A 14,247-nucleotide genomic window follows, 5' to 3' on the forward strand; every position below is an offset into this window, starting at 1 on the left:
TCTTTGCAATGGAGCTTATTCTACTAGTTCTGTAAGGATAGCATTCCCGTTAGAACCGACCCTTACGAAGGCGTAATTCATTGTTTCGTAATCATTCCCAGTCCCTTCTGGAATAAAAAAGGTTTCAATTCCATACTGGACTGACCCATCTCCGCTCAACACTCCGTTTATCAGAACATCAGAACTTGCTGGTTTATAGGAGTTGTTCCATTCTCCATTCACCTTATAAAAACCTGAATACTCAAAATATCCCTCGTTGTTTTTCCGCAACACGACGTTTATTTTTTCCTGCCGTTCTGTAGATGCATTGTCGAGATTAGAGATATCATAACTAAGGCGAACGTAGTCACCTTGCAGCATCGACCTAGGGTCAATCGGAGCTAGCTTTAGCTTAATTTCAGTACCATTTCGAACCGTCCATTCACTTTGCACACCTTGATAGGTGAGAAATGCTGCCATCATAACGACGATGAGTAACAATGGCTTCATTTTTATTTTGACGAAAGATGGCGTAACGTCACCGCTCGATTTATACTGTTTCGAAACAAACCAGGTGATCCCAAAGACGAGGAGAGAAGCGATCAATAAGGTGATCGACTTATGAAGTAGCGTCCATACAAAATCATAGTATTTGTAGAGTAGAAATGCATATAGAAATACGATTCCTAGCCAGTAAGAAAAGAGATGCCGCTTCGTCTTAAAGAATACCATGGTAAACACGACGAGAAGAAATAGGCTGTTATAAAACCAGTAGATCCACTCACCCTCGTTCGTGAATGTGAGTGCGAACAGAAGTGTTATGGAATAAACAAGTGCATTATAACGAATCCATTCTCGTTTGATCGCGAAAAAGAAGCCCATATTCACAAGAACCATCAAGAAGAAATAATGATCGAATTCAAGACGAGTCACGCCACGATCTTCACTGAAAACAATAAAAGAAACAAGAATAGAACCATTAAGTAAGAAATAGAGATACATCTCAATCCATCTATGGTGCCAGATTTTCAATAAGACGATAATGAGTATGATTGTGACAAGAGAATAGTAAGGTATCCGAGCCTCATCGTTACTAAAAGCATTTGATATATGATGGATAAATCCGCTTCCAAATACGATTGATATACCAGCTAGAAGCAATATATGAGAAAGAAGTGCAAGGTGTGGCTTAACAAACAATGATGGCAGTAGGAGTAGCCCTATAGCAGATAGAAATACCGCTAAGAAGGAAGATGTACTTAATGCTAGTAGACCTGTGAAGGCACTGATCAGCATCAATGTACAGAATACTGTTACGACTGCGGTAATAGAAGATTTCATTCGTTGTTTCCATGTATCAGAAACCTTGCTAAGTTCTAAACGTTTTAAATAGGTGATGGTCAAAACGATAATCACGACGATTAAGGCGAGAAAGATGAAATATAAGCCGCTTCCAATCACCTCATACACTTCAGATATGCCTTTGAAAAATAAAAATAAAGACAAACCAAGTCCACTTACAATTAACCAAACTCGATTTTCAGCCTTCTTCCACAAGTACAAGCTAGTGAGAATATACCCAATATACATCCATGCGATGACTTGACTATAGGAACTATAACCAAAGCTTTGAGTTAGAAATAAAACGTGCATGATTCCAAAACTTCCGTATTCGATCCACTTCGATTGTAAATATTTCGAGCGCGAGAGAAAAAACCACAGATGACAAAACGATAAAAAGAGTACTAAGAACCCAAACTCCTGAAATTCTGTCCAACCAGGGTCATATGAAGTAGGGAAGACAAAAAAGAAATAGGCGGCAACCGTCAAGAGAAATGCCAAAACAAAAAGCGGCTGGTATCGCGCTAAGATAGCGAACGCTAATACAGGAAGAAGCCATACTAAATAAAGCAAATAAGAGTCTGCATGAGAATTGTAAGTTTGACCGATCACAGCGACACTTATTCCGAATGCTATTGCTCCTGCTACCCATAGCCACCTTTCCAAAAACCTGTGAGAGTGTTGAAACCTTGATAGAACAAAAGAAAATAGGAAGAAAGACACCATAAGAATAGCCGCAAGGAAGATCTTCTCAGTGCGTTCAAATACGTACCAGTTCGAAGCAAAGAAATAAATAATACTACTGATCAATAAAGATATTGCGATTAAATAACCTGTATGGATTCGTTTACGATTCATTGCATGCATCCTTTCTTCAAAGAGCGATCATTCGTTTATGGGTACACTTCCTTTAATGATATGTCTTGTTTCTTGTTTACTTGTTGAAATCCTTTCAGGTAAGTAACATATTTTCAAACTCCATCATTGAGGCAGCAAACGGGTGATAGCTTTTAAACGCTATTTTAACGAATGTATTGAATATTCAGAAATGACTATATATACTAAACATATAAACATACCAACCGGTTAGTTAGTTACGGATATGAGGAGACGGATACAATGAACTTTGCTTATTCCGAGGTTTGCCAAACTTACCTCGAACGAGTAACAACATTTATGGAAACACATGTGTACCCGAATGAAAAAGTATATGAAGAGCAACTCTCAAAGCAGGAAAGCCGTTGGACAGCTGTACCTCCTATCATGGAAGAGTTAAAACAAAAGGCAAAAGACGCCCGCTTGTGGAATCTCTTTTTACCTGATAGTGACTATGGTGCAGGTCTCACAAACACGGATTATGCTCCCATATGTGAAGCGATGGGACGCTCGATGATTGGACCTGAAGTCTTTAACTGTGCCGCACCGGATACAGGAAACATGGAGGTACTCGTTCGGTACGGAACTGGTGAACAGAAAAAGAAGTGGCTCGAGCCCTTACTTTCTGGAGACATTCGCTCATGTTTTTCGATGACAGAACCTGATGTAGCTTCTTCAGATGCGACGAACATTCAGGCTCGCATCGAGCGGGATGGCGATGAATATGTGATCAATGGTACGAAATGGTGGTCGTCTGGTGCTGGAGATCCTAGGTGTAAAATTGCAATCGTGATGGGGAAAAGCGACCCAGCTGCTCCGAAACATGAACAACAATCCATGATTTTAGTGCCTCTTGATACAGAAGGTGTGACAGTCAAACGAATGCTTCCCGTGTTTGGCTATGACCATGCTCCTCATGGGCATGCAGAAATTGTATTCAAGGATGTCCGAGTACCCTCTTCTAATATCATCTGGGATGAAGGAAAAGGGTTTGCAATCGCACAAGGAAGGCTCGGTCCAGGCCGAATTCACCACTGTATGCGTTTGATTGGCACAGCTGAGCGTGCGCTTGAAGATTTATGTAAGCGCGTACATAGTCGTGAAGCGTTTGGTAAGAACATCTCTGAGCAGGGTGTGGTAAGAGAATGGATTGCTGATTCAAGAATTGAAATCGAACAGGCTAGATTACTAACACTAAAAGCCGCTCACATGATGGATACGGTTGGAAACAAGGAAGCGAAAGCAGAAATTGCGATGATAAAAGTAGTGGCACCAAACATGGCCTTAAAAGTGATCGATCGGGCTATTCAAGCATGTGGTGGTGCAGGAGTGAGTGATGATTATACGCTCGCTGCTCACTGGGCTAACGCAAGAACATTACGACTTGCTGATGGACCTGATGAAGTTCATCGGAATGCAGTCGCAAGGCAAGAGCTAAGAAAGTATAGCTAGTAAAGGAGGAATCGCACATGAACGTAATGGAGTTATTCAGTTTAACTGGTAAAACAGCCATCGTGACTGGTGGTGGAAGAGGGCTCGGAAAGCAGATTGCAGTGGGGTTCGCAGAAGCAGGAGCAAACGTTGTTGTTTGTTCAAGAAAGCTTGAAACATGTGAAACGGTTCGTAATGAGTTAGAAGCGATGGGAGTTAAATCACTTGCCTTCAAATGCGATGTGACGAACCAGGAAGACATCCAACGAGTCGTTGACGAAACCTTGAAAGAATTTGGTGGAATCGATATTCTCGTCAACAACAGTGGAGCAACATGGGGAGCATCTGTCATTGATATGCCTCTTCCAGCCTGGCATAAAGTGATGGAGGTGAATGTAACAGGCACATTCCTTTTTGCACAAACTGTTGGCAAAGAAATGATCAAGCAGAAGAGCGGTAAGATTATTAATATCGCTTCTGTTGCTGGACTAGGTGGCGCTGATCCCCGTTACATGAATGCGATCGGGTATAACACGAGTAAAGGCGCAGTTATTACGTTTACAAAAGACCTCGCAGTAAAGTGGGGAGAATATAACATTAACGTCAATGCGATTGCACCAGGTTTCTTTCCAACAAAAATGTCTCAAGGCTTGATCGAAGCTGGTGGAGAAAAAATACTAGATTCGACGCCGCTAAATCGATTCGGGTCAGAAGACGATTTGAAAGGAGCCGCTTTATTTTTGGCTTCAAATGCATCGAGTTATGTAACAGGAGATGTTCTTATCGTCGATGGGGGACAGCACGCGATGTGACCGTAATGTTTCTCTCGTAGCAAGCAAGGCAACATGAGGTGTGCATCGGAGTAACCTCCATGTGATATAAAACAACGATAGATTGAGAGGATACTGCCATGAAACACGAACTAACAGTGAAAAGTATAGAGCTATTTGAGAAAAAGGGATTCAGCGAAACATCGATTCAAGACATCGTTGATGCGATTGGTGTTACGAAGGGAACGTTTTATTACTATTTTAAGAGTAAAGAAGCGTTATTGATGGACATTCATTCTTCTTACATTGACAACATGATCAAGCAGCAAAAGGAGATTTTAGAAGATCGTTCGAAGGATTGTAGGACGAAGCTATACGACATGGTATACATGCTCATTCATAATATTGAGCTTGAAGGAAAAAGTGCTCGCGTTTTCTTCCGTGAAATAAAGAACCTAAAAGAAGAGAATCTATCTAAGATTTTGCCGAAGCGAGACCAAATTCGCTATTATTTTGAGGACCTTTTAAAACAAGGCGTCGCAAATGGAGAATTTCGAAACGACCTGAACATTGAAATTGTCACGTTTGGCATTCTAGGAATGACAAATTGGACCTACCAATGGTATCAACCAGACGGACCAGTGTCAGATAAAGAGGTCGCTCAAATGTTCGTGGATATGGTGCTAAATGGCATAGAGGAAAGTAGCTAAGTTTTTTGGAAACGATTACTAAGTAACCATTCTAACCGGTCAGTACTTTAAAGGAGGAACTAAAATGAATCCTAAAGAAATCAAGAAGATCACAGTCCTAGGATCAGGGTCGATGGGGCATCAAATTGGTATGTTATGTGCTCTCGGAGGATATGAAACAACCATTCAGGATATTAACGAAGCGGCTTTACACGATGCACGTGAGAAGCTTAATGCCATCATGACGAAGTGGGTGAAGAAGGGGAAAATTACTGAAGAAACGTTAGAATCTGCTTCTAGTAGATTACAGTTTACTACAAGTCTTGAAGAAGCGGCTGTTAGAGCTGATTTTATTATCGAAGCGATCGTTGAAAAGTTGGATGCGAAACGTGAAGTGTTCGAAAAAATCGACGTATACGCTGCGCCAGATGTTATTTTCGCAACAAATAGTTCAACGATCGTGAATTCATTGATTGCTTCTGTTACGAATCGTAAAGATAAGATCGTAAACATGCATTTCTTTTTCCCACCACTTGTCATGGACTGTGTGGAAGTAGTAAAGAGTGACGACACGTCAGAAGAAACAGCTAATGTAACGATGGAAGTGTGTGATCGCATCAATCGAACGGGTGTCTTATTGAAAAAAGAGATTTCAGGATTCGTTGCTAACCGCATTCTAGGTGCGCTCCAAAAAGAAGCGATGTATCTTTACGAAGAAGGCATCGCAGATTTTGAGGATATCGACCTAATCTGTAGAAAAGCACTCAATCATCCGATCGGTCCGTTCGAATTAATGGATCTATCAGGTATTGATGTTGGCTACTATGTGATGCAGCAACGGTACAATGAAACTGGTAATCCTGAGGACAAACCTTCCCACTCGATAGAGGAAAAGGTAAAAGCAGGGACACTAGGACGAAAAACCGGTAAAGGCTGGTATGATTACACAAAAAGTCAGGTGAAAAATTAATTGGCCGCTACAATGCGAAGCTCGTAAATAAAAGAACGAAATCAATGCTAGGCACAAATTCGAAGATTTAGTTAGCAGGAGGGTAACCTATGTCGATTTCACTTGATACGATTCCTGTCCGTGATGGAGAAGAGCTGAATAGACGAAAGCTAGAATCCTTTATAAGAGAAAACTTCGACCAATTAAGTGATGATTCACTCACTATTCGGCAATTTGGTACGGGAAGCTCAAATTTAACATACCAAGTGTCCATTGGTGATTGGGAAGCCGTACTTAGAAGACCTCCTCTTGGACCAGTTGCTCCAAAAGCACATGATATGAAGCGAGAATTTACTATCTTGAAGGAATTACATCCTATTTTCCCCCTTGCTCCTAAGCCATATCTCTATAATGAAAGTTTGTTAGATGCTCCATTCTTCCTAATGGAAAGAAGAAGAGGAATTGTCCTTGATACCTCATTCCCTGATGGTTATCAACCAACAGAAGCTCTATGCAGAAGCATTTCTGAAAAGATGGTGGACACGCTTGTAGATCTTCATAGTATTAATCATGAACATACAAAATTGGGTGAGATTAGTCATCCAGATGGGTTTATGGAACGGCAAGTTCATGGATGGATCAAGCGCTACAACCGTTCGAAAACAGATGACATTAAAGGAGTTGACGAGCTAACGAATTGGATGGCGGCTAATATACCAAAGTCGCAAAGTCCCGCTGTGATCCACTATGACTTTAAATTAAACAATACAATGTTCTCACACGATGACTACAGCAAACTAGTTGGTTTGTTTGATTGGGAAATGGCTACAGTTGGAGATCCTCTCGCAGATCTCGGTGCTGCGATGGGGTACTGGCTACAAGAAGATGATCCTGAAATACTCAAAAAAGGTATGGGAAAGCCACCAGTTACCGTGATGAAGGGGTTTATGACAAGAGAGGAATTTATTGAATCGTATGCAAGTAAATCCGGTCGCGACGTTTCACAAATGAACTTCTATTTAACTTTTGCTTATTTTAAGCTTGCTGTTATTTGTCAGCAAATCTACTACAGGTGGAAAATGGGACAAACATCCGACGAACGCTTTCGTCATCTGAATCACTTTGTTGCAAGCTTAATCAGTCATGCCAGGAACAATGCGAGTGTAAATCGGTAGTAATATTAGAAAATACTACAGTTTTTCATCACCATCTTGAGGAGGTATCCTATGGCAAAAACAAAGTCTAATCAGCCTAGGGCTGACTTTCTTAATAAAAGGACATTACCAGATGATGTTTATACTCCTGAAGAGTTTACAGAAGAACACCGCATGATTGCAAAGACAGCTTACCAATTCGTTGAGAAGGAAGTTGATCTTCATAGAGAGGCAATCGAGCATCAGGACTTTGACCAGGTCGTTTCCCTACTTAGAAAAGCGGGTCAACTCGGGTTACTTGGTCACAGTATTCCTGAAGAATATGGTGGGTTAGGGCTCGATAAAATCTCAAAATGCATCGTAGGAGAAATCATTGGGAAGACGAGCAGTTATGGTGTGGCGCATTCCAACCATACATGTATCGCTACGTTACCTATCACCCATTTTGGTACGCAGGAGCAGAAGAGTAAGTATTTACCTAAGCTTGCTTCAGGTGAGTATATCGGCGCTTATTGTTTAACAGAACCGAACGCGGGGTCAGATGCGCTAGCGTCCCAAACAACAGCGGTACTGAATAAAGAAGGAACTCACTATCTTCTGAATGGAACAAAACTCTATATCACCAACGCCGTATTCTCAGATACCTTCATCGTGTATGCAAAGATTAATGGAGAACAGTTTTCAGCATTCATTGTAGAGCGGGATTTTCCTGGACTATCACTAGGACCAGAAGAAAAAAAGATGGGGATTAAAGGCTCATCGACGAGATCAGTGATTTTTGAAGATTGTATGGTTCCGGTTGAAAACCTCCTAGGTGAAGCTGGGAAGGGCCATGTGATTGCTCTGAACGTGTTAAATTTAGGACGATTTAACCTCGGGTCAGCTTGTACAGGAGGAGCAAAGCATGGGTTTAGGTTAGCGCTACAACACACAGATGAACGTAAGCAGTTCGGTCGAACCATTTCTAAATTTACAGCTACTCAAGAAAAAGTTGCCCGTATGATGGCAAGAATCTACGCTTCTGAATCACTTCAATATAGAACCGCTTCCTTATTAGAAGAAGCTATGAAAGGGCTTTATGAAGAAACGAATCATACCATCGTTCGGGACCAAATGATGGAATATGCTGTTGAGTGTGCCATCTGTAAAGTATTTGGCTCTGAAACACTTGATGAGGTCGTAGATGAATCTCTTCAATTACATGGTGGTGCCGGGTTTATACAAGAATATCAAATCGAGCAGATGTACCGTGACTCAAGAATCAACCGTATTTTTGAAGGTACGAACGAAGTGAATCGATTGCTTATCATTGGAACGCTCTTAAAGAAGGCAATAAAGGGAGACATTCCACTTGAAGAGTTAGTGGAGAAAGCGACACGTGATTTAACAGAGCGTAATCATGCACCAATGAATGAAGAATCCGCCATCCAAAGCATACGGAATGTCTTTCTGTTTTGTGTTGGAAAGGCGTTCGAGAAACACGGAGAGCGGTTGATGGATCACCAGGAAACTGTGATGAAGCTTTCAACAATTGCGATTACCTTATTTGCAGCTGAATCTGCTGTACTTCGAGCTGTAAAACACGAGAGTGAACTAAAAACCATGCTAGCAAGAACGGTTTTAGAAGAAGCTCTCCTAACTGTTGAATCATCATCTCGTATGCTGCTTATGAGTATTCTATCGAATGAAGAGAAACAACAGGCTGTTAGACTGGTCTTTAACGAAATCTCAATGTACGATTTCGGAAGCTCGATGGAACGGAACAGGCAGATTGCACATTTTAGCTACAAGAAACAAAAATATGATGTGTAGAGACCAGAAATTGTAAGAAAGCTGTAAAAAATAGAATCGATGACTAGCTCATCATAAAAAAGGGAGAGATCGATATGGAAACGACAGTAAAAACAGATCATCTAAACGTAAATGTTCAGGGTGCTGTACTTCACCTTACTCTAAACCGTCCTGAAGCTTTAAATGCATTTAGCGAAGAGATGATTCTAGGGCTGATAAATGTCATTCAAGAGGCAAAAGAAAACGATGAAATTCGTGTTGTCATGCTTTCTGGCGCTGGTCGATCCTTCAGTGCTGGAGGAGATGTTAAGACAATGGGGGATACATCTCCAACCGAAGTATATGAACACATAGGGAAATTGAATGAACTGGTGCTTGCCATGAAAGATCTCGATAAACCAATCATTTCAGTCATTCACGGATTTGCTGCTGGAGCTGGATTTAACCTCGCGCTTGCGAGCGATATTATCCTAGCAGCGGAAGACAGTAGCTTTGTCTTAAGCTTCTCACAAGTAGGGCTAATCTCTGACGGGGGAGGACTTTCGTTTTTACCTCGTTTAATCGGTCCATACAAAGCAAAAGAACTTTTCTTCTCAGCACAGCCAATCACAGCAAAAGAAGCAAAAGAATTAAGAATCGTTAATCAAACATATCCATTATCACAGCTACAGGACGAAGCGATCGCATATGCAGAGAAACTCTCTAAAGGGCCTAGTAAAGCATTTGGATTTATCAAGAAGATCGCAGATTCATCACTCACTGCATCGCTACCAGAGGTTCTCGAGCAGGAACGAATCACGCAGGCTATGATGGTAACCACGGAAGATCATAAAGAAGGTGCTGCAGCATTCAAAGAAAAGCGCGCACCACAATTTAAAGGGAAATAATCAGTTCAAACCGGAGATGCAATGCATTTCCGGTTTGGTGTGAAGGTTTATGGGTTCGCATATGAGAATGAGTGAAATTATACACTAAAAGCAGATTAAAAATACGAAGTAATTGAAACATAAGGAAACTTGAGATCTAAATTAGAAATCGTTAGTTACGAGTGAAATATTATAAAGCTATAGGAATGTAAAATCGATGTAGAATAATTTGAATGAATTTAATGGTTAAGAAACTTATAACTTCATTGTTATAGAATTACTTTGGAATCCCAACATAAAGAGGGGGAAGTTCAAGAATGGATGATATAAGAAAGTACTCTGTTATTATTTTATTTCTTAGTTAACATAATATATATTATAGGAAGTCAGTCAAAATAATTAAATTCCGTCTCAATCGTTAAGTAAACTTAAGATAGTGAGACGGAATAAAATTTATTTTCCTAATAGATTTCTAATATCTTCCGTTAAGCTATAATCATTTACTAAATAACTTTTAAACTTCTTATTCTCGTTATCGTTTCTGGAAATCACAATTGAATCATCATCGACGTTAATTCGCATTTCTTTACCTGTTTTAAAATAAATAATGATGTCTGCTTTTTCAACAGTTACTCGATGTGTTGGCACCTCAGTAATGTTGTTACGTTCAAATTTGTTGATCCACTTGATTAACTTTTCTTCATCTTCGTTTGAAGTCACCACTTCTTTAGCAGCATTTTCCAAACTATGTAAGTGGATTTCGTAAATATTCTGTTCTTCGATCTTCTGGTGCAAACTGATATCGAGACTAATTGCACTCGCAGTGTTTTTATATTTATCATTCTTATAGTCTACATATACTTCAGCAACTTTTAGATAACTAAATGCAAGAACAGAGAAAAGTAGGATGGTTAAGAGTCCTTTAGTGGCTTTTTTCACATCATCACCCGCTTTCCTTATCTAGCGACTACTGTATAAATCCAACCTCTACTATCATAACAAAAATTCAGATTCTTCGGGTGAATATGTAACAACTTCTATAAGTTACACAGATTTGTAACAAAATTCACTTCCTAGAAACAATAATTGAGCACAGAAAGGCACCTGTAACATAGCTAAAGGTCCCTTCTATGCAATGATTCTTACTTTCTTAACGCTTGCTCTAACCGTTTGAGACCTTCTTCCAACGTGGAACGAGTACAAGCGATATTAATACGTTCAAACCCCTTCCCTCCATCTCCAAAGATATATCCTTCATCTAATGCTAACATGGCATCATTTTGTATAAATTTCTCTAACTCTTCGTGATTCAAATTGAGTGATCGGAAATCTACCCATACAAGGTACGTTCCTTCGGGTTGAATAACACGAATTTCCGGCAATCGTTCTTCAATAAATGATGTCAAAAAGGTAAGGTTTTCTTCGAGATAAATAAGAAGTTCTTCTAACCATTTCTCCCCATGGGTATAAGCTGCTTCAACCGCTAGAATCCCAAGCGCATTTGGAGCAAACAGCCCCATCTTTCCCATATATGCTTCGTACTGTTCTCGTTTCTTTTCGTCAGGAATAATGATTGTCGACAACTGCAATCCAGCAAGGTTAAAGGTCTTGCTTGGTGCAATACATGTAATGGTATTCGCCTGAATATCAGATGAAATTGTTGAGATTAACGTATGATGATGCCCTTTGAAAATTAAATCAAAGTGAATATCATCTGATACGATCAATACATCATGTTCAACACATAGATTTGCTAGTGTTACTAGTTCTTCATAACTCCACACTCTTCCTACTGGATTATGAGGATTACAAAGAAGAATCATCTTAACCGCTGGATCTTTGACTTTTGTTTCAAGGTCTTGAACGTCCATCTTATATGTATCTGAATCTAGTACAAGTGGATTATCAACCACGACACGATCGTTCTTTTCGATCATATCACGAAACGGATAATAAACTGGTGACTGTATTAAAATTTTATCTCCTTGTGAGGTATACGTATTGATCGCTGCTGAAATTGCTGGAACGACGCCTGGCGTAAAAACAATCCACTCTGTATCGATCGACCAATTATGCCTACGATCTAACCATTTTTGAACGGCGAATTTCGTATTGTTCGTGGGCATCGAATACCCGAAAATTCCGTGCTCAACCCGCTCTTTAATAGTATCAATCACTGCTTTTGGAGCTTTGAAATCCATATCAGCTACCCACATCGGAAGCAGTCCCGCTTTTTGATAAATCTCTTCTGTATGATCCCATTTTACTGAATGTGTGTCATATCTATTGATTTCTTCATCGAACGTGGTCATAAGATCCCTCCAAACGAATGTCCTTATAGAATACTCTATCAAAACTTCTCTTAGGTGTCTGACTGTACGCTTGTGAAAAATTGCTAGGCGTTTTGGTGAGCAAAACGATACTGAGTGATGATAAGATAGGTGTCAATGCTAGTACTAAGCGAGGTATCGATATGAATACATTGCACCATGCGTTTTGGAGTTATTTCTTTTTTAGAAAGAAGCAGCGTAAAACAGTCAAATCAATTGTTATAGGTGGAATTGCGCCTGATATCATTTATTATGTTATGTTTCTGTACTTGATCACAGAGTATGGAATTCAAAAACTATTAGGTTCAGAGCAAGCGTTCTCGTTGCATTTTATCGTCCATGGGTTATTCGACCACCCTGTTGTTGATGTTCTTAGGAAGTTAGGTCATTCTATCGTAATTTGGCTCATCGCTTTTATTATACTCATGATCCTTCATAAAGGCTTTAAGCTTACGCCTTTATCAGGTTTTGTTTGGGGCTGGTTCCTACACGTGTTCGTTGACTTCTTCACACATGTTAGTGACGCTGTTCCTATTTTTTATCCCATAAGTGACAAGGTTATCCCAGGTATTGTGTCCTACTGGCATCCAGATTACTACGGCTATGAATTCGGAATTTCTCACTCGATCGTACTCGTTTCCACTATTATATATTTAGTCATCGAGCGGCGTAAGTCTAAGAAAGCAAAAAAGCTTATGAAAGAAAAGAAATTCGATATGTAAAAAAAGGATCCAACCACATGACGTGGTGAGATCCTTTTTTTCGTTCATTCACTTCTTCTGTAATGAAGGGTCCTTCTTCGCATACTTATTTCTGATTAAGATAGGAATGACAGATAATATGAGAAATACTACGACTGCAGTCCCTATTACCATCGGATCCCCTGACACAAGACTACTGCCTAGAAAGTTGTATGCAAACGTTCCTGGAATAATTCCAATTAATGTACCAAATAAATATGATGAGAACTTTACTTTTGATAAACCCGCTGAATAACTAATTAAATCAAAGTTGAACAACGGAACAAATCGGAAAAATAGTACATAGAAAAAGCCATTTTTCTCAAGCTGTTCTTGTAACTTACGCCCTTTTCCTTGCCAGTCTTTGTTCGCAATTGACTTTCCTAACGTTCTTGCAACGATGAAAGATAATACTGCACCAGAGGTCGCACCTAATACCGTATAGATTGTCCCAAATAATGACCCGAAAGCAAGTCCCCCCGCGATCGATAAGACACTTGCAGGAAAGAATATTAACGGTCGTATCGTGTAGATGACGATGTATACAATTGGAGCTAAAATTCCGAATGATAAGATCCAGTCGCGTATATCATTTACACGGAAATTTAAGTAAGTACGGCTAAACCAGATGAGTCCAATAACGACTAGGATGATGCCGCCCCACTTTAACCACGTACTTGGTTTCTTCATAGTTCCATCCTTTCTACATTTGCCTAAACTCTACCTTACTATAGGTCAGTCATTTTTGAATGTAATCCGGCTTACATTGAGATAAAGTGCCATTTTTACGCTATGAGAACATTTGTTTGTATACAAAGAATAACGTTAAGAGCATTAAGCTACTGTTTACGGCCGCTTCCCCTTTTGAAGCTGTTTTTAAGTAGAGAGGAAATCGAACTCTTACAGGAATCGGGTAAAATAACTGAATTCCTCTTACTGTTAGCGCGTCAAGGACTAAGTGACTTGCTATTCCGACGAGTAAGCCTGTTTGCACCACCTCGTTATACGTAAAAGTAAATGTTGTGGTTAACCAATAGATCAAGATGAGGAACAATACACTATGTGTAATCGTTCTATGACCAAAGAAGCGGCTTATGTTTTTGGATAATAGCTTTGCTTTTCTACCTGTCCATGACCCAGGGTGACAGATATCAGGTAGCAATGCTCCAAACAAACAACTTCCATAAAAGACGAGGAGCTCTGGGATAGGCAATAGTTCAGTTATGTAGTAACTATGAGCGGCTGCCCCAAAACAAAGACCTCCCATCAAGTGTGTTTTTCCTTCCATTCTTCTCAACTCCCTTGTTGTTTTAGTCTTAGATGAGTAAAAA

The 14,247-nt window shown here is 39.9% G+C and carries 13 protein-coding genes; 8 read left to right on the plus strand and 5 right to left on the minus strand.

Going from position 1 to position 14,247, the window contains the following annotated elements; genetic code table 11:
* Positions 1-15: 15 nt before the first annotated feature.
* On the minus strand, positions 16-2,178 hold the full coding sequence (locus LCM09_RS13760) for a GDYXXLXY domain-containing protein (protein WP_224882759.1): 2,163 nt from the start codon (positions 2,176-2,178) through the stop codon (positions 16-18).
* A 261-nt stretch (positions 2,179-2,439) separates the two neighbouring features.
* Here LCM09_RS13760 and LCM09_RS13765 point away from each other — a divergent pair, with 261 nt between their 5' ends.
* The 7 genes from LCM09_RS13765 (at position 2,440) to LCM09_RS13795 (ending at position 9,867) form a co-directional block, all read left to right on the plus strand.
* Positions 2,440-3,648, plus strand: a complete 1,209-nt coding sequence (locus LCM09_RS13765; protein ID WP_224882760.1) for an acyl-CoA dehydrogenase — start codon at positions 2,440-2,442, stop codon at positions 3,646-3,648.
* Positions 3,649-3,665: 17 nt separating this feature from the next.
* Complete coding sequence (locus tag LCM09_RS13770; protein ID WP_224882762.1) at positions 3,666-4,439, plus strand: SDR family oxidoreductase; 774 nt, start codon at positions 3,666-3,668, stop codon at positions 4,437-4,439.
* Positions 4,440-4,537: 98 nt separating this feature from the next.
* Entirely contained in the window at positions 4,538-5,107 is a 570-nt protein-coding gene (locus LCM09_RS13775; protein ID WP_224882764.1) for a TetR/AcrR family transcriptional regulator, read from the plus strand.
* Positions 5,108-5,171: 64 nt separating this feature from the next.
* A complete protein-coding gene (locus LCM09_RS13780) occupies positions 5,172-6,056 on the plus strand; it encodes a 3-hydroxyacyl-CoA dehydrogenase family protein (RefSeq protein ID WP_224882766.1) in 885 nt (294 codons plus the stop codon).
* A gap of 89 nt (positions 6,057-6,145) precedes the next feature.
* Complete coding sequence (locus tag LCM09_RS13785; RefSeq protein ID WP_224882768.1) at positions 6,146-7,210, plus strand: phosphotransferase family protein; 1,065 nt, start codon at positions 6,146-6,148, stop codon at positions 7,208-7,210.
* Positions 7,211-7,261: 51 nt separating this feature from the next.
* A complete protein-coding gene (locus LCM09_RS13790; RefSeq protein ID WP_224882769.1) occupies positions 7,262-9,001 on the plus strand; it encodes an acyl-CoA dehydrogenase FadE in 1,740 nt (579 codons plus the stop codon).
* Between the two features lie 74 nt (positions 9,002-9,075).
* A complete protein-coding gene (locus LCM09_RS13795; RefSeq protein ID WP_224882770.1) occupies positions 9,076-9,867 on the plus strand; it encodes an enoyl-CoA hydratase/isomerase family protein in 792 nt (263 codons plus the stop codon).
* Positions 9,868-10,299: 432 nt separating this feature from the next.
* Here the strand turns inward: LCM09_RS13795 and LCM09_RS13800 are convergent, their stop codons facing one another.
* Together LCM09_RS13800 and LCM09_RS13805 are read right to left on the minus strand one after the other, a co-directional pair.
* Entirely contained in the window at positions 10,300-10,785 is a 486-nt protein-coding gene (locus LCM09_RS13800) for a hypothetical protein (protein ID WP_224882771.1), read from the minus strand.
* Positions 10,786-10,988: 203 nt separating this feature from the next.
* Positions 10,989-12,158 carry a MalY/PatB family protein gene (locus LCM09_RS13805; RefSeq protein ID WP_224882772.1) on the minus strand — a complete coding sequence of 390 codons (1,170 nt, stop codon included), beginning with the start codon at positions 12,156-12,158 and terminating at the stop codon, positions 10,989-10,991.
* A gap of 95 nt (positions 12,159-12,253) precedes the next feature.
* Here LCM09_RS13805 and LCM09_RS13810 point away from each other — a divergent pair, with 95 nt between their 5' ends.
* The gene (locus LCM09_RS13810; protein ID WP_224882773.1) at positions 12,254-12,898 is read left to right on the plus strand and encodes a DUF4184 family protein; all 645 of its coding nucleotides are present in this window, start codon (positions 12,254-12,256) and stop codon (positions 12,896-12,898) included.
* A gap of 48 nt (positions 12,899-12,946) precedes the next feature.
* On the opposite strand, the gene LCM09_RS13815 is transcribed toward LCM09_RS13810, so the two are convergent.
* Both LCM09_RS13815 and LCM09_RS13820 read right to left on the minus strand, forming a co-directional pair.
* Positions 12,947-13,606, minus strand: coding sequence for a TVP38/TMEM64 family protein (locus LCM09_RS13815; protein ID WP_224882774.1), 660 nt, complete (start codon positions 13,604-13,606; stop codon positions 12,947-12,949).
* 100 nt (positions 13,607-13,706) lie between these two features.
* Positions 13,707-14,204 (minus strand): metal-dependent hydrolase, encoded by a 498-nt coding sequence (locus LCM09_RS13820; RefSeq protein ID WP_224882775.1) that lies wholly within the window; start codon positions 14,202-14,204, stop codon positions 13,707-13,709.
* Positions 14,205-14,247 lie beyond the last annotated feature (43 nt).

It is taken from the genome of Guptibacillus algicola (assembly GCF_020171805.1).
GTDB classification, from domain to species: domain Bacteria; phylum Bacillota; class Bacilli; order Bacillales; family Guptibacillaceae; genus Guptibacillus; species Guptibacillus algicola.